At 55.2% G+C, this 16,882-nt stretch carries 16 protein-coding genes; 11 read left to right on the top strand and 5 right to left on the bottom strand.

Going from position 1 to position 16,882, the window contains the following annotated elements; genetic code table 11:
* Positions 1 to 47 precede the first annotated feature (47 nt).
* From OES20_01240 to OES20_01270, 7 genes are all read left to right on the top strand, one after another.
* Positions 48 to 1,274 carry a GGDEF domain-containing protein gene (locus tag OES20_01240; protein ID MDH3633305.1) on the top strand — a complete coding sequence of 409 codons (1,227 nt, stop codon included), beginning with the start codon at positions 48 to 50 and terminating at the stop codon, positions 1,272 to 1,274.
* Positions 1,275 to 1,359: 85 nt separating this feature from the next.
* On the top strand, positions 1,360 to 2,223 hold the full coding sequence (locus OES20_01245) for an HDOD domain-containing protein (protein MDH3633306.1): 864 nt from the start codon (positions 1,360 to 1,362) through the stop codon (positions 2,221 to 2,223).
* Positions 2,224 to 2,437: 214 nt separating this feature from the next.
* A complete protein-coding gene (pilM, locus tag OES20_01250; GenBank protein ID MDH3633307.1) occupies positions 2,438 to 3,571 on the top strand; it encodes a pilus assembly protein PilM in 1,134 nt (377 codons plus the stop codon).
* The gene (locus OES20_01255; GenBank protein MDH3633308.1) at positions 3,564 to 4,220 is read left to right on the top strand and encodes a PilN domain-containing protein; all 657 of its coding nucleotides are present in this window, start codon (positions 3,564 to 3,566) and stop codon (positions 4,218 to 4,220) included. Before pilM ends, OES20_01255 begins: the two co-directional genes overlap by 8 nt.
* Positions 4,220 to 4,792: a type 4a pilus biogenesis protein PilO gene (gene pilO / locus OES20_01260; protein MDH3633309.1), complete on the top strand. Its 573-nt coding sequence runs from the start codon at positions 4,220 to 4,222 to the stop codon at positions 4,790 to 4,792. Before OES20_01255 ends, pilO begins: the two co-directional genes overlap by 1 nt.
* A complete protein-coding gene (locus tag OES20_01265) occupies positions 4,782 to 5,144 on the top strand; it encodes a hypothetical protein (protein ID MDH3633310.1) in 363 nt (120 codons plus the stop codon). The genes pilO and OES20_01265 overlap by 11 nt, the downstream gene beginning before the upstream one ends.
* A gap of 15 nt (positions 5,145 to 5,159) precedes the next feature.
* Positions 5,160 to 6,524 (top strand): hypothetical protein, encoded by a 1,365-nt coding sequence (locus tag OES20_01270; protein ID MDH3633311.1) that lies wholly within the window; start codon positions 5,160 to 5,162, stop codon positions 6,522 to 6,524.
* 152 nt (positions 6,525 to 6,676) lie between these two features.
* Here the strand turns inward: OES20_01270 and xsc are convergent, their stop codons facing one another.
* On the bottom strand, positions 6,677 to 8,458 hold the full coding sequence (gene xsc, locus OES20_01275) for a sulfoacetaldehyde acetyltransferase (GenBank protein MDH3633312.1): 1,782 nt from the start codon (positions 8,456 to 8,458) through the stop codon (positions 6,677 to 6,679).
* 263 nt (positions 8,459 to 8,721) lie between these two features.
* On the bottom strand, positions 8,722 to 10,212 hold the full coding sequence (locus tag OES20_01280; protein ID MDH3633313.1) for a PLP-dependent aminotransferase family protein: 1,491 nt from the start codon (positions 10,210 to 10,212) through the stop codon (positions 8,722 to 8,724).
* A 119-nt stretch (positions 10,213 to 10,331) separates the two neighbouring features.
* Between OES20_01280 and OES20_01285 the strand changes: the two genes are divergently transcribed.
* The 4 genes from OES20_01285 to OES20_01300 all read left to right on the top strand — a co-directional run bounded on the left by OES20_01285 (position 10,332) and on the right by OES20_01300 (position 14,468).
* Positions 10,332 to 11,702, top strand: coding sequence for an aminotransferase class III-fold pyridoxal phosphate-dependent enzyme (locus tag OES20_01285; GenBank protein ID MDH3633314.1), 1,371 nt, complete (start codon positions 10,332 to 10,334; stop codon positions 11,700 to 11,702).
* Between the two features lie 14 nt (positions 11,703 to 11,716).
* The gene (locus tag OES20_01290; GenBank protein ID MDH3633315.1) at positions 11,717 to 12,721 is read left to right on the top strand and encodes a MetQ/NlpA family ABC transporter substrate-binding protein; all 1,005 of its coding nucleotides are present in this window, start codon (positions 11,717 to 11,719) and stop codon (positions 12,719 to 12,721) included.
* Between the two features lie 30 nt (positions 12,722 to 12,751).
* The gene (locus OES20_01295) at positions 12,752 to 13,504 is read left to right on the top strand and encodes a 2OG-Fe dioxygenase family protein (protein MDH3633316.1); all 753 of its coding nucleotides are present in this window, start codon (positions 12,752 to 12,754) and stop codon (positions 13,502 to 13,504) included.
* Positions 13,505 to 13,598: 94 nt separating this feature from the next.
* The gene (locus tag OES20_01300) at positions 13,599 to 14,468 is read left to right on the top strand and encodes a helix-turn-helix transcriptional regulator (GenBank protein ID MDH3633317.1); all 870 of its coding nucleotides are present in this window, start codon (positions 13,599 to 13,601) and stop codon (positions 14,466 to 14,468) included.
* A 21-nt stretch (positions 14,469 to 14,489) separates the two neighbouring features.
* On the opposite strand, the gene OES20_01305 is transcribed toward OES20_01300, so the two are convergent.
* Genes OES20_01305 through OES20_01315 form a run of 3 tightly spaced genes read right to left on the bottom strand, consistent with a single transcriptional unit; the run spans position 14,490 to position 16,788 of the window.
* On the bottom strand, positions 14,490 to 15,311 hold the full coding sequence (locus tag OES20_01305) for a substrate-binding domain-containing protein (GenBank protein MDH3633318.1): 822 nt from the start codon (positions 15,309 to 15,311) through the stop codon (positions 14,490 to 14,492).
* Positions 15,312 to 15,350: 39 nt separating this feature from the next.
* Positions 15,351 to 16,088 (bottom strand): ATP-binding cassette domain-containing protein, encoded by a 738-nt coding sequence (locus tag OES20_01310; GenBank protein MDH3633319.1) that lies wholly within the window; start codon positions 16,086 to 16,088, stop codon positions 15,351 to 15,353.
* Positions 16,081 to 16,788, bottom strand: a complete 708-nt coding sequence (locus OES20_01315) for an ABC transporter permease (protein ID MDH3633320.1) — start codon at positions 16,786 to 16,788, stop codon at positions 16,081 to 16,083. Before OES20_01315 ends, OES20_01310 begins: the two co-directional genes overlap by 8 nt.
* Positions 16,789 to 16,882 lie beyond the last annotated feature (94 nt).

The raw sequence follows: 16,882 nt of genomic DNA on the forward strand, positions 1-16,882 counted from the left end.
ATTAGGCAGATTGAACTATATAAATATCGGATTTGGTTAAAAATAAGATGAAAATAAATCTACCCAGACAATTACGTTCGGTGTGGTCGAGTACGCGCTATGATTCGCCCGAACTGACCCGCTTCGCGCGACGCAAAGCGGTTGAAGAGGCGCGCAAAGGGCTTGCCGCGATGAGTATCCTGACGATCGTGATTCTGCTAATCGAAGCCATGCTCTATGTCAGGATCGTGCTCGATCCGATGTACCTCTATACCTGCGCAATCCTGGTGTTGTTGTCGCTCAACATGGTATTCGCTGCGCGTGCGGTTAGTGATCCCCAGGCCCTGCATTTACTCGGTATCACGCTGCTGGTGATTTCCGGCAGCGCCTTCGTATTGCTGGCACACTACCAGCACGTATTTCACCCGATGCTGTTTGCCAGTGTCGCGATGCTGTTTATCGTTATACCGATGATGTCCTGGGGTCTCGGTGAGGCGCTCGCGGTTACGTTACTGATCTACACCATGTTCACCCTGTCGACGCTCGATGCCCAGTTTAATTTTGCCGATCAGAGCCTGTGGACCTTGCAGTTCATCATGCTGGGCGCGAGTGCGGTCAGCCTGTCGCTGGTGGTGCGCAACGTCAGGCTTCGCAAACATGACGTTGAGACCCAGTTCGACCTGGTGGTCGCGCACGCGCAAATCACGGATTTGTCAAATCGCGATCCATTAACCGGTGCCTGGAATCGACGCTATTTTGACCTTGAATTCGAGCAATACCTGAAGCAGTGTCGTGAGAATCAAAATCAAATTCATTTCATGCTGCTAGACGTCGACGATTTCAAGCTGATCAACGATGAATGCGGGCACGAAAGCGGCGACCGGGTCCTGCAGCATATTGGCCAGGCGTTCAATAGTGTGATTGATAGTAATGGCTCGCTGGTGCGTATGGGGGGTGACGAATTCGCGGTGATTTTCGCCGATCTCGATCCCAAAGTTATCGCGATACGGGGATTGAAAAATTTCTGCGCTTTAAACGCCGAGAGTAAATACGACCTGGTGGCACAGGCAAGCCTCAGTATCGGCGTCGCCAGTGTACCGCCCGATTTCGAAGTCAGCTACCGCCAGCTCTACAAACAGGCTGATCTCGCGCTGTACCGGGCGAAAAGTCTCAAGGAAGCCAGTCCGACCCCACCGAATATTGTGATTAGCGTGCTGCAAGATCCCAATGACGTTCTCAACAGTACCCAGAGTTTGTGGACACTCCCGGCAAGCGTTGACAAGGCAGCCAGCTAGCGGCTGTATTTAATGGTCTGATAATTAATGAAACGGCGCCCCGTGCCGATCTATTGATTAATTATCTTGAGCGGAGCGCCTTCACATGAGCGATCAATGGGACAAGGTCACCATCCAGGCCAACTTGATAACGTTGCCGGATATTTACTGGCGGCTCAAGGAAATCCTCGATAGCCACGACTACTCGATGCAGGACGTGGCCCAGTTAATCGTCTACGATCCTGGCCTGACGGCGCGTTTGCTGCGCATCGTCAATAGTGCATATTTCGGCTTTGCCGCAAAAATTGACACGGTAAACCACGCGGTCTCGATTCTCGGGGTACAGCAAATCCGCGATCTCGTGCTGGCAACCTCGATCGCCGATGCGCTCGGTGATTACGAATGCGAGCATCTCGACATCAGGCAATTCTGGATGCGCAGCGTTTACCGCGCAATTGCCGCGCGTAACCTGGCGGGGGTCTGCAGCTTGATGGACGGTGAACGCATGTTTGTCGCGGGCTTGCTGAGCGGCATCGGTCATCTGATCATCTACCAGTCGATACCCGTGCTTGCGCAGCAGGCACAGCGCGAGGCGAAAGAAAGTGGCAAAGCACTTTACCTGGTTGAACACGACGTGATTGGCTTTGATCACACCCGGGTGGCGAGTGTGCTGATGAAAAACTGGAATCTGCCCGACAGCCTGGTGACAGTCGTCGAAAACCACCTGGAACCTGATCCCGATGCCGAGTACCTGCTCGATACGGCGATCGTGCATGTCGCGGCAAAAATGGCTGATGCTTTTTCCGAGGATCGACCACTGGATGAAGCCCTGGTGGAGACGAATCGTCACGCCTGGGATGCCACCGGGCTCGATATCGCGGGCTGCGAAGCGGTCGGTGTCGAAGTGGCTAACCAGTTGATCAACGTCGTCAACATGTTATTTCCGAAACTACAGCGCGCGGTGGGTTAAGCCTCGAACTCGTAGGCTCAATCCGATTAACCTGGCCTTCGTGAAGTACTTTTCGCGCCGCCGCACCGGGCCAATCGAGTGCGATTATGTTTACATCGTCCCCCTTTGCATGGTGTGTTAGATAGCAATCACAAAAGGCGGAAATACCTGTCAATATAACTGGTTTTTAGCCGATAACGGACTATAAACGGTGTAATGTTCCGCATATAAGTCCATGACAATCCTAAATAAATTAAGGCGCAAGACCGAATCTCGGGCGAAGCCTGTCGGTCCCGGTATGATTGGGCTCGATATCGGCACCAATCAGATTCACATGTGTCAGATTCGTCCACTCCAACATGGATTATTTTCGATCGTTGCCAAGGCCTCAATTGACTACCCGGGTAGCCGACAGGCTCTGCTGGAACAACCCAGGAAACTCAAGGCGCTAATCGCCCCGGCATTGAAGCAAAAAAAATTCAAGGGTAAACGTGTCGCCGCGCTGATGCCCTGGGAAGAGGTCAAGATAATTCTGCTGACCTACAAGGCCAATGTTGCCGATGTTGATAGCGAAGTCGTAAAAATGTTAGCCAAACGTATCGATGGATCGATCGATGATTATGTTGTCGACTATGTGCCGGTGCGGTCCAACCCGTCTGACGAAGAACATATGGTTGTCGCCACGTTGGCAAAGCGCGAAGCCGTGGATCTGTTATTACAAACACTGATTAGTTGTGGACTGGAAGTAGATTCACTCGATATCGCACCGACTGCTTTGCGACGTATCGTCAGCGCATTATATACCGGGCACGCCGCTGACAACGTATTGATGATCAACACCTATCATGACGAGTCTTACCTGACCGTGATATCGGGGCGCAGGCTGTTGTTCAGCCAATCGGTACCGTTCGGAGAATCACTGTTACTCGATAGTATCGCCCGCGAACTTGATATATCGGCCGATTCGGCCCGGACATTGATTGCTGATCACGGCCTCGAAAAGCAGGCCCAGTCACGCGCGGTTGGCGCCGAAACAGAAACCGATGTATCGACCACGCTACTCGAAATCGTTAAACCCTGTTTTCTTGACTTAATCAATGAGATTAACCGGGTACTGGTATTTACCGCGTCGGAGACGCATGGCGTTCCGGTGAGCCGGATCTGCCTGCTCGGCAGCATCGCCCAGTGGCCGGGTGCACAACAGGTATTGCTATCGCTGCTCGATTTCGACGCTCCCGACGGTCAAACCGAGTTCACCCAGGTATTCCAGGATGAAAACGAAAACACGCGGGTGCCCTGGGAAGGTTTGTTCTCCGAAATTTCGATTGCAATGGGACTCGCGTTGCGGGGTCTGGTGGCGAATGAATGAAATAGATCTTTTCCCCGAAGACTTTCGCAAGCGCCTGGTATTTATTCGCTGGTTCAGGTTAACCGGGTACGCGATTGTCGTTTTGTCCGTCGTGTCTTTGGTTGCGTTCGTGCTGTTGCGCGAGGCCAATGCACATATTGACGAGCAGATAAGGCACTTTCAATCGCAGCGCGAAATCACCAACGCCAACCGTCGAGAACTGGAACTGCTGAATCAGCAAAAGAGCGATCTGAAGCAGCAGCTGGATTTATTGACCGGCCTGCGCAGTGGCGCTTCGGCCGAGCAAATGTTCCTGATGATCGATCGGTCGTTGCCCGGGCCCGAAGTGTGGCTGACCAACTGGAAGTTTCGTCGCGCCGGTACTCCGGTAGAAGATAGCCAGGAAGCGGTCAATACGGGTTACTTTATCGTGATTGCTGACGATAAAAAGGCCAAGCAAGAGGAAACCTGGAAGATCGAGACCAATATGTCGATACAGGGGCAGGCCCTGGATCACGTCGCCATGTCGAGATTCGTATTGAACCTGACCCAACAGCCCGAGATCGAGAACGTGCGCATTGTCAATTCGCGTCAGACCAAGGTCAACCAGGTCAAGCTGGTTGATTTCAGCCTCGATATTGTGGTCTCCGCAAGACAGGGAAGGAGCTGATGCAGGATTTTTTTGAAAACGCACAACCACGCGTCGTGGCGATGATGCTGATCGGCATCGTACTGCTGGTTGCACTGGTTGAGGTAACTTATTTGTTATGGCCACAGTTAAAGACTTACCGGGAACTGTCTTCGAGCCATCAGGTTCTGCAACAGGCGGTCAGTAACAATGAAAGTCTCAATAAACAGTTACAAAAAATCGATAGCGAGGTAAAGGATTTATCACATCAGTTGCACGGCGACATGGCGCAATTGCCGGTCAAGCAAATGGAATCCTTTGTTATCGGACGCCTGCAAAAGGTTTCGTGGGCTACCGACGTCGAACTGATGAGCGTACAACCGGGCCGCGGTAGACAGGTGCAGAATTTTCGGGAACGCCTGTTCGAGGTGAAACTGAACGCACGCTACCATGATTTCTTCGAATGGCTGCAAATTGTCAACCAGGAACTGGGCTACATCGTGGTCAAGAAGTTTGAAATCAATCCGGACGATCGGGATGCGATCAAGAATCCGAAACTGGAACTGTCGTTGACCCTGGTATCGTATCGCATGGAGCAAAACTATGACTCCTAGCCTGCGATTTTTGCTGCCAGCGCTATGCCTGGTTTGTTCTGTTCCCGCACTTAGCGCAGAACCGTCGCTAATGATCTTACGCAATAATCCGTTCAGTCGTCCCGAGATTGTCAATGCGCCCCCGCCTCAGGTTGAATCTGAAGTGGTATTGCCACCCGAAGAAGTGAAACTCCGCGTGACCGCAACCATGGTTTCTGAAACTGCGCCGATGGTGGTTGTCGACGGTGAGCTGCTGGCCATCGGTGAAAAAATAGAGGGTATGAAGTTGATTGCTGTCAGGGAAGGGGAAGCGATATTCACCCGCGCCGGCAAGAAGTTTTCTTTCACGATCGATGACAGGGAATCGAACTAGGTGTCTGGTAATAGCATGAAATTAGCGTCAGAAATCTTTGTATCATCAATCTGCAGTTTGCTAAGACTGGTTGGATTGCTGGCCTTGCTGATTTGTTCCCCGCCCCTGTTTGCAGGCAAGATTTCGCTCTCCATTCAGGAGCTCGATATCCGAGAAGTCATGCAGCTGCTGTCGCGCGAACAGCGCATGAATATCTTTGTCGCCGAAGGGGTTAGCGGCGATGTTTCGGTTGATCTCTACGACATGGATACCGCCGAGGCAGTAAAGTTGATCGCCGAATCCGCCGGTTTCGTGGTTGAGCAGCGCAACAACAGCTTTTTTGTTATCGAGCGTGAAGACGCCGGTAAGCTGCGACAGAGTGATCGCATGGAAGTGCGCGCCTTCAAGGTACAGTATGCCTCCGCGAGCGAAATCGAAACCATTTTGCAGGAATACATCTCCGAATATGGCAATATTAAGGCGCTAGCGGATAACGATATGATTGTCATTGAAGACTTGCCATCATTTCTCGACAGAATGGAAATGCTGCTCGGTGAAATCGATCGCGAGCCGAAACAGATCATGATCGAGGCCAAGATCCTCGAGATCACACTGACCGACAATCAGTCCTACGGGCTCGACTGGGCCAAGCTGTTCGACAGCTCTGATGGTACCGGCAGTCTCGGTACCCAGGGGCTAGCCAATCCGAATTCAGCCGGTCTGTTTGCACAATACACCAACAGCAACGTCGACCTGGTGCTGAATGCATTGAAAGAGCGCGGGCGTCTGCGCACGATTTCGACACCGAAGCTGCTGGCAATGGAAGGGCTCGAAGCGGAGACGGTGGTTGGAACAGAAATCGGTTACAGGGTCACGACTACGATCAACAATGTTACCACCGAGAGTATCGAGTTTCTCGAGTCGGGTGTCATATTGAAGGTGACGCCAACGGTCGATCGCAGCGGGCGCATCATGCTCGATATCTTCCCCGAGGTCAGTACCGGCGTTGTCTCTGATGACGGCATTCCTTCCAAGGCAACCACGCAGGTGTCGACGCGCATGTTGGTGCCTGACGGTAAAACCGTGTTTCTTGGTGGTCTGATCCAGAACCAGATCAACAATACCCGCGAAGGAATTCCCGGGCTGGGCGATGTGCCGATTATCGGCGGGTTGTTTTCGAATCGATCGAAGAGCGTCGTCAGTACCGAAATCGTGGTGTTGATTACACCGCGCATCGTCGATTACGCCAGCGACGATCCCAAAGTGCCGGCGATCGATCGCGTCGAACTCATTAACGGAATAATTGATGCGGAGCTGGAAAGCACCGAAAAGGACATGGCACAGACCTTCGATGGTAAAACCTCGCCAGACGCGACGGACGCCAGCGATCGCCGTAGGTAATCCACGTCTCCTCCGGAACAACACCGTCATCCCGATACTATTAAGATTCCCGCTTGCGCAGGAATGACTTAAAAAACTCCGTCATCCCCGCGCAAGCGGCCCCCCCGCGTACGCGGGGTTGGCGTCCCGGGATCTTGCAACGGTGGCGTGTTTTAGCTGCCCTGCTGCGGACGCATGTCGGCAGGATCGATACCAGCCACCGCAACCGGCGCCTTCATCGCATCCCGGCGGAAAGGTTCACCCAGTTCCTGGTTCAGCACCACTTCGATAAACGTCGTGACATTGTCTTCCATTTGCTCCTTGACCGCAGTCTTCAACGCCTCGGTCAGGCCTTCCATGGTTTTTGCCTTCACTCCCTTGAGCCCGCAGGCCTCGGCTACCCTGGCGTACTCGACGCCAACATTGAGCTCGGTGCCGACAAAATTATCGTCGTACCAGAGCGTGGTGTTACGCTTTTCCGCGCCCCACTGGTAATTGCGGAAGATGATCATCGTGATCGCCGGCCATTCGTTGCGACCGCAGGCGGTCATTTCGTTCATCGCGATACCGAATGCGCCATCGCCGGCGAAGCCGACCGCGGGGACATCGGGGCGGCCGATCTTGGCGCCGAGAATCGACGGCAGCCCGTAACCGCAGGGTCCAAACAGGCCCGGTGCCAGGTACTTGCGGCCTTCTTCGAAACTCGGGTAAGCGTTGCCAATGGCGCAGTTGTTGCCGATGTCGGACGACATCATCGCGTTTTCCGGCATCGCCTGCATGATCGCCTGCCAGGCCTGGCGCGGCGACATGCGTTCCGGATCGCGTTTACGAGCGCGCTCGTTCCAGGTGATACCCTCGTCGTTGTCTTCCTCGTAAATCATTTCCGCCAGTTCGCGCTTCCAGTTATCCTTGGTTTGTGCGATCAAGTCGCGGCGCGCGTCCCTGCCTGCGTCGCCGGCTTTGTTGCTTAAGCTCGCAAGGATCTGCTCTGCCACCTGCTTCGCATCGCCCTGGATCGCGACATCGACCTTCTTAGTGAGTCCGATTCGGCTTGCGTTGATATCGACCTGGATGATCTTCGCGTTCTTCGGCCAATAATCGATGCCATATCCCGGTAGTGTGGAGAAGGGATTCAGGCGGGTACCGAGCGCCAGCACGACATCGGCCCTGGCAATCAATTCCATCGCCGCCTTGGAGCCGTTGTAACCTAACGGACCGGCGGCAAGCGGGTGCGAGCCCGGGAACGCATCGTTATGCTGGTAGTTACAACACACGGGTGCGTCGAGGCGCTCGGCGAGGTGCTTCGATGCTTCGATCGCGCCGCCGAGGACAACTCCGGCGCCGTTCAGGATCACCGGGAACTCTGCTGTAGATAAGAGTTCGGCGGCACTGGCAATCGCCTCGGCACCACCCGGTGAGCGTTCGAGCCGGACCACCTGTGGCAGGTCGATATCGATGACCTGGGTCCAGTAATCGCGCGGGATGTTGATCTGCGCCGGCGCACTGCCGCGCCAGGCGTTTTCAATGACGCGGTTCAGCACCTCGGCAATGCGCGTCGGATCGCGCACTTCTTCCTGGTAGCAGACCATGTCTTCGAACAGCGCCAGCTGCTTGACTTCCTGAAAGCCGCCCTGGCCGATGGTCTTGTTCGCAGCCTGCGGGGTGACCAGCAGTAGCGGGGTGTGGTTCCAGAAGGCGGTGATGATCGGGGTAACGAAATTGGTAATGCCCGGGCCGTTCTGTGCGATCGCCATCGACATCTTGCCGCTTGCGCGGGTGTAGCCATCGGCGCTCATGCCGGCGTTACATTCGTGCGCGCAATCCCAGAACTTGATGCCCGCCGCGGGGAACAGGTCTGAAATCGGCATCATTGCCGAGCCTATAATGCCGAAAGCATGCTCGATACCATGCATCTGCAGAACCTTGATGAATGCCTCTTCAGTCGTCATTTTCATTGTGTTGTCCTCGGGACCGGGTCTAAATTTTTGTGGCCGGCTAAAATAAGCCAACTGCACTTCCGTGGTAGTACCAGTTAGGTGTTATTGTTGATACCAACCGGTGCATGAGTCAATATTTAGCACTATCTTTACGTCCGTCATCCCGCGGCTCGCCCGCGGGATCCAGTCTCAAGAGATATGCCAGTTATTACTGGATACCGCGGTCGAGCCGCGGGTTGACAAATTAACTGCAGAATGGCAAGGAATCGGATGACAGCGGGCTAAATCATCTCGTGGATCAGGGCGGCAAGCTTTTTGATGCCGGGTTCGATCCGTTTCGCTGCGATTGACGAATAGCCTAGACGGATAAAATTTTGCGGCGGCCTGTCCTGCATGAAATAGATGTCGCCCGATTCGATCAGGATGCCGGCCTCGCGTGCACGCTCCTTGAGCTTGCGCGTATCGAGCTTGGCGGGGCCTTCGACCCAGTATGAGGTGCCGCCGAACGAAGGGATGCGCGACGACTCCGGTAAATGTCGATTGAGTGCCTTGCCCATAACTTGCCAGCGTTCCTTGTAGGTTTGACTGAGGCGATGTATCAGCGAATCATGGTGACCCATCGACAGAAACAGTGCCACGATGCGTTGATTATTAGCGGGTGGATGTCGCACCATCAGCCGGCGCAGTGCCCGTGCCTCCTGTATCAACGGCTTGGGCGCAACCATGTAGCCAAGACGCAGACCCGGCGCGAGCGTTTTTGACAGGCTGCCAACATAGACGACGCGGTCGCTGCCGTCGAGGCTTTTTAATGCCGGTGTCGGCTCGCCGATAAAATTTATTTCACTCTCGTAGTCGTCCTCGATAATCAGGAAATCGCTCTGCTCGGCCTGCTTGAGCAAGTGCTCGCGGCGTTCCAGCGGCATCGTCACCGTGGTCGGAGACTGGTGGCTCGGCGTGACGTAGACAAATTCACAGGCATTCAGGTCGGCGCCCGGAATGATCCCGTTTTCATCGACCGCGAGTGGTACCACCGTCGGTGATTTGAGCTCGAAGATATTACGCGCGTCGGGATATCCCGGGTTTTCGATACCGACATGGGTCCCTTTCTGGATCAACAGGTCGGCGAGGATGTACAGCGCCTGTTGCGCACCCATCGTGATCAAAATCTCGTCACGCGCGGCCCAGACGCCACGACGTGGCAGAATACGCGCCTGGATCTGCTCGATGAGTAACGGATCGTCGATATCGATCGCGTCGGGAGTGACATCCTGAATGTCGCTGACGCTGAGTGCCTGGCGGCAGCACTCGCGCCAGTCAGCCACCGGGAACAAATCCGGATCGAGTTGTCCGAACAAAAACGGGTACGGATACTTTTTCCAGTCCATGGGTTTGACGATGTTGCGCTGTTGCGAGGGATGAAACTTGATGTGCTGCTGCCAGTCCGGTGGCTTGTGTTTACCTTCGAACTTGAGGGGTTCCACCCGGACTCGACCGTCGAGCATGGTTTTATCGATATAGTAGCCGCTGCGTTCGCGCGCCACCAGGTAACCCTCGTCGATCAGTTGCTGATAAGCGAGCACCACGGTGTTGCGTGCAATACCGAGGTGGCGGGCGAGTTCGCGTGACGAGGGCAGTGCGATTTCAAGCGGTAGCTTGTCATCCAGGATCGCGCTGACAATCATTTCGCGTAGCTGGCGCTGGTAACTGATTTTACGGTCCTTGCGGATGTGAAATAGCTGGTTCCACATCATGTGATCGGTTCGGCTCTGCATCAATTAATCAATTGGTCTATACAATAGGCATCATCTGGCTCTATTGTATATCGTTCGATTCAAATTAGCCTCTGTTTCCCTGAGCCAGTGCATGGTTATGCCGTTAAGCGGAGAGTCCGATGAAACCTGAAAACATAAATGAAATCGTAGGCAGCGACAGAAACCACCTGTGGCATCACCTGATACAGCACAAACCGTGGCAGACGACTGATCCGATGGTCATTGTCGAAGGCAAGGGCCTGCGCGTTAAAGATCACAACGGGCGTGAGTACCTGGATGCGGTTTCCGGTGGTGTGTGGACCGTAAATGTTGGCTATGGCCGCGAGGAAATAGCAGACGCGGTTCGCGACCAGATCGTGAAGATGTGCTACTTCGCCAATTCTGCGGGTAATATCCCCGGGGCGCTGTTTGCCGAGAAGCTGATCGACAAGATGCCCGGACTGAGTCGCGTTTACTACGCGAATTCGGGATCGGAAGCCAACGAGAAAGGATTCAAGCTGGTGCGCCAGCTCGCCGCGCTCAAGAACGACGGCAAAAAACACAAGATCATTTACCGTGATCGTGATTATCATGGCACCACCATTACGACTTTAAGCGCCGGTGGCCAGGCGCAGCGGAAAGACCAGTATGGTCCTTTCACCCCGGGTTTCGTCGAAATTCCGCACTGCCTGGCTTATCGCGATTCGCGCGGTGGCGATCCTGATTATGGCGTACAGGCAGCGAAAGACCTCGAGAAGGTTATCCTTGCCGAAGATCCCGATACCGTGGGTTCGGTTTGCCTCGAGCCCATAACTGCCGGTGGCGGTGTCATCGTGCCGCCCGAGGGTTACTGGGAAACGGTCCAGGAAATCTGCACCAAGTATGGTGTGCTGATCCACATCGACGAAGTTGTCTGCGGTATGGGCCGCACCGGCAAGTGGTTCGGTTACCAGCACTATGGCGTCAAGCCGGACATGGTCACCATGGCCAAGGGTGTTGCCAGCGGATACGCGGCAATCTCGGTGCTCGCGACCACGGAAGACCTGTTCAACGAGTTTCTCGCCGAGCCGAGCGACAAGCTGCATTATTTCCGTGACATCAGTACCTTTGGTGGTTGTGCCGGCGGCCCCGCCGCGGCGCTCGCCAACATGGAAATTATCGAACGCGAAAACCTGCTCGAAAACGTCAACCAGATGGGTGATTACCTGATGGAACGACTGAACGAGCTGATGGAAAAGCACGAAATGATCGGTGAGGTGCGTGGCAAGGGCCTGTTTGTCGGTGCGGAACTGGTCAAGGATCGCAATACGCGCGAGCCGGTTGATGAGTCAGTTGCTGCCGCGGTGGTCGGGGACTGTCTCAAGCAGGGTGTCATGATCGGGCGCACCAATCGTAGTCTGCCCCGGTACAACAACACGCTGTGCCTGAGCCCGGCGCTGATTTGTACTCGCGATGATATCGATGAAATCGTGACTGCAATTGACGTTGCGTTGGGTAATGTCGCGCAGTAACCCACGATATCGATATGTTTAAATCCTTCATCGTGAAGTTGACGAGCAACTTCACGATTGCGGTGTGCGCACTTTTTACGGCGTTGTCGGTTAACGCAGCCGGACCGAAGCCCACCGAGATCACGGTTGCCTACCTCGAGCGATGGCCCACCCCGAGCCAGTTCGCGCAGGCAAAAAAGATTTTTGATGGAGCGCTCGGGCTCAAGGTTAACTGGGTGCCCTTTGCCAACGGCAACGAGGTGAATGCGGCCATGGCCGCGGGCGAGGTGCAGATTGCATACTCGCAGGAGCATTTACCTTTCCTCGCCGGGATTACCGACGGACTCGATTTGAATATGATCGCTATCGCGGTCAGTTACCCGGAAAATGATAACTGTATCGTGCACAACGATGTCAGCATTACCCGGGCCAGTGCGGTGCTGCTCGAAGGCCGCAAGATAGCAGTCCGGACGGGTAGCGTTAGCCACTACCGAATGCTGAAAATGCTGAACCACCTGGGCGTCGACCCGGTGAATGTCGAGATCGTGCCGATGCCGGATGACACCGCGTCGGCTTACGCGCTGCAGAATGGTTATGTAGCGATGGCCTGTGGGTCCGGTAGCGCCTTGCACAGCATGCTCAATTCCGGCAGACCACTGATGACCGGTGCCGAACTGGAAGCCATAGGGCTCCGCTTATTTGACATTGTTGCGGTGCCAACCAGTTTTGCCAACGAGTACCCCGAGATCGTGCAGGCTTTTATCGACGTCACCGAGGCCTCCAACAAACAGTGGAAGAAAAATCCCGATGCCATGCAGGCGGCCATCGCGCACACCGCCGGATTGAACCTGCAGACAACAGAACGTGTCCTGCGAAAACTTGATTTTCCACCGGCCGAGGAACAGAAATCGCTTGCCTGGATGAACGGCCTGGTAGCGGCCTATACGCGGGATCTTGCCAATTTCTTCGTGCAACAGGGGCAACTCGACAAGTCGCTGGATAGTTATGATCGCTATATCACGACTCGTTTTTTGCGTTAATCGTCCGCGAAACAGCCGTCGTGTGATCCGGTGATCACAAACGAGATTCCCGAATTGCAAATCGCCGATGTCACTACCGGGCTCGGCGTCGATGACTTCCTGTTTATCGAATCCAAACGGGCAATCGGTTTACTGTCGTCGATCGCGGGAATCCCGATTGGCGATGACCAGGTATTTCTCGACAGCTGGGATCGGCTCGAGGAGGATCAGTACATGGCTGATGGCGGCAAGTATCGCAAACGGCGACACGCAACCTACGCCATCTTGAAGCCCGGTGATCGGGCCCAGCTGATGCCGTATCAGCCCCACTATCAAACCGTCGATTACAATCCCCTGAACGGCGGGGTGGCGCGTTACTTCGCGCCGATCCTGGATGATCTGCACCAGAGTCAAACCCTGTCAGCCCTGCTTGAATTCGGTAACCAGGTGTTTAGCCAGATTTCAGGCCTGCACCCGTGGCATATCGAGCTGCACCAGTTTCGTATCGAGGCGCGCGATGGGCGCCTGGGCAAACCGACGCCCGAGGGTGCGCACCGGGACGGGGTCGATTTCGCCATCGTCGTTATGATCAAGCGTGTGAATATCGACAGCGGTGGGACCACCATATTCAACCTCGACAATAACCTCGTCGGGGAGTTCATGTTGCGCGAACCTTTTGACATGGTGTTGGTAAACGATCGCCAGGTGTACCACGGGGTGACTCCGATTACCCAGATCGATCCCGCACAGGAAGCTTATCGCGATGTTCTCGTTATCACCTTCAAGATCCCGGATAAGTTGTGACGTTTTTCGCCCGGGATACTTTTACCAGTGCTCTCTTTTGCGTCCAACACGACTGTGATAAATTGACTGCTCAATCCCTGTCCCCGATCGTTTCTTGACTGAATATCTCACCACCAAAGAACTGGCCGAGCTCCTGCGCATCAAGGAACGCAAGGTTTACGACCTGGCCGCGTCCGGGGCCGTGCCGTGTACGCGTGCCACCGGCAAACTGTTATTTCCCCGCAGGGCAGTCGATGAATGGCTGGCGAGTAACGAATCCAGCCCCGCAACGACCCTGGCGCGGCCGTTGGTTATCGTCGGTAGTCATGACCCGTTGCTCGAGTGGGCGCTGCGCGAATCGCGCTGCGGACTGGCCAGCTATTTTGACAGCAGCGTGGACGGCCTGGAACGTTTCGCCAATGGCGAGGGTATTGCCACCGGTTTGCATATTTACGGTGCGGAAACCGGCAGCTGGAACAAGCTCGTCGAGTCGAGGTTCGCGCGTGCGCGCGTGGTCCTTGCAGAGTGGGCAAAACGTTCGCGCGGCATCATCGTAGCGCAGGATAAGGAGCGAGACTGCTCCGGGTTGGTCGATCTGGCCGGGAAAACTGTTGTCCCGCGCCAGCCCGAGGCCGGTAGCCAGGTCCTGCTCGAAGCGCTGCTGCAGCGCGAGCAGATAGACCTGGCCGACATAAACTGGACCTCGCCGGCACGTAGCGAGGTCGATGCGGTTGTCGAGGTCGTCGAGGGTCGCGCGGACGCGACTTTCGGTCTTGCCACGCTGGCGGTTCAGTATCGCCTCGGTTTCGTGCCACTCATCGACGAACGTTACGACATACTGGTCGAGAGAAGGGAATGGTTTTCAGCGACCTGGCAGTCCCTGTTAAAATTTTGCCAGACGTCAGCGTTTCATGATCACGCGCGGGAGCTCGCCGGATATGATATTGGCGGGCAGTTCCAGATTCATTTTAACGGCGCCGCGTAAGCTTTCTCCCGCGGCGCCTGCCTAGTTGGCGTTCGGGAAAAACAGCTGTTGCCCGTCAAGCTGGTAGGCGGCGATGGCTGACTGTCCTTTCTCTGATACCATCCAGTCGACAAATTTTTGTGCTGCCTCGCGCTTGACCTGACTGCACTTGGCCGGGTTGACCATGATGATGCCATACTGGTTGAACAGCTTATCGTCACCCTCGACCTGGATTTGGTAATCCTGCTTGTTGTTGAAACTGATCCAGGTGGCGCGATCGGTCATGGTATAGGCGCCGATACCCACAGCGGTGTTAAGCGTTGCGCCCATACCCGAGCCGGTTTCGAGGTACCAACCGCCACTCTGCTTTATTGGGCTCGTGCTGGTTTGCTGCCACAGGGTCATCTCTTTCTTGTGCGTGCCCGAATTATCGCCGCGCGATGCAAACTTCGACTTGCTGCTGGCAATGCGGGTCAGCGCGTCAATCGCGGCATTGCTGCCGGCGATAGAGGCCGAATCATCGGGCGGTCCGACGAATATGAAATCGTTGTACATGACATCATGACGTGAAACGCCGTAACCCTCGGCGACAAACTTTTCTTCATCGGATTTGGCGTGAACCAACAGCACATCACCATCACAATTCTTCGCGTTCTTGATCGCCTGTCCGGTACCGACTGCAACCACGTGTACCGTAATACCCGTGTCCTGCTTGAACATCGGCAGCAGGTGATCGTAGAGCCCCGAGTTTGCAGTTGATGTGGTCGACTGAACCACGATCGAGATGCCCGCGGCGAGGGCCGGCGCAGCGCTGCAGATTGCCAGAAAAGTGGCAAAAAGGACCTGTTCGAAATACTTCAGCATAAAATTTTTCCGTGGGAAACGATTCAGGTTGGCGGATTGTCAGATAACAATTTTTCCCCCGAGGTAGGCCTGTGCCTGGGCACTTGACGGGGACTCAAAAAACGCGCTGGCAGGCTGGTATTCGAGGATGCGGCCGTGGTGCATGAACACCACGTCGTCCGCCAGGCGCCGCGCCTGACCAACGTCATGGGTAACGAGAATAATTTTCAATCCGCGCTGGCGCGCCTGCTGCAACTGGTTTTCTATTTGCAAGGTGGTGGCCGGATCGATACTGGCACAGGGTTCGTCCAGCAGCAACACGTCGGGGTCCGTAGCCAGCGCACGCGCCAGGGCGAGGCGCTGCTGTTCGCCGCCGGAGAGCAGCCGCGCGGGTTGACTGCGCTGCCGGAATAATCCGGCCTGGTGCAGAACATGGTCGCGCTGCTGCCGGTATTGACCGCCACGCGGTTTCAATACGAAATCGATGTTCGCGGCGACCGAGCGGCGCATTAACACGGGCTTTTGAAAAACCAGCGCCTGGTGCTTACGTGTTGACGGATTGAGCAGTTTTCGGTGCCACAGAATCTGGCCCGAACTGGGTTCGAGCAGGCCGTGAATGAGGCGCAGGAAAAGGCTTTTGCCGGCACCGTTGGGCCCCATGATGACGGTTGCGCCCGCGCTTTCCACGGTGATGCTGATATTGTCGAGCAGCCTGTCCGGTCCCACCTGGTAACACAGTGAGTCAACTTCGAGCGGCAACAGTGATGCAGCAGTCATTGGCGCGGAAGCGTCAGGCATAGGCGAGGCGACTGGCGCTGCTGCGCAGGCCGTACACCGCGGCGTTTACCGATAACGCCAGGATTAAAAGTATAAAGCCAAGCGCCATCGCCATCGCGAGATTGCCTTTGGACGTTTCCAGCGCGATCGCGGTCGTCATGACACGAGTCAGGTGATCAATATTACCGCCGACGATAATCACCGCACCAACCTCGGCGATGGCACGACCAAAGCCCGCCAAAGTCACCGTCAGCAGGCTATAGCGGGAATCCCAGACCAGCGCCGTAATCACCCGGTGTTGTGGAATGCAAAGCGAGCGCAGCTGTTCGTCATACTCCTTGTGCATGTCTTCCACGACCTGCCGCGTCAGCGCAGCAATGATGGGGGTTACCAGGATTGCCTGCGCGATAATCATTGCCGCAGGTGTATAAAGCAGGTTCATCCAGCCCAGCGGTCCGGCGCGCGATATCGCCATGTAAACCAGCAGGCCGACCACCACCGGCGGCAGGCCCATCAACGCATTCAGCGTTACCGCGATCATCTGCCTGCCTGGAAACCGCGCCACCGCCGTTAGTGCACCGAGCGGAAATCCGATCAACATCGAGAGCAGCACCGCGCTGATGCTGACGCGCAGTGAAAGGCCGATGATTTCGATCAGGTTGGCGTCGGCGCTTGTTATCAGCGAAAGCGCAAGTCCGAAAGATGCGGCAAAATCCTGCATGTTTTAATATGTCTTTTATTGCATTATTTACATATATACTATTAATTATTGTAATTAATGCAATAAAAAACCCACTTGCGTCTGTCCTTTGGCC

The organism is Gammaproteobacteria bacterium, assembly GCA_029862005.1.
Lineage (GTDB): Bacteria > Pseudomonadota > Gammaproteobacteria.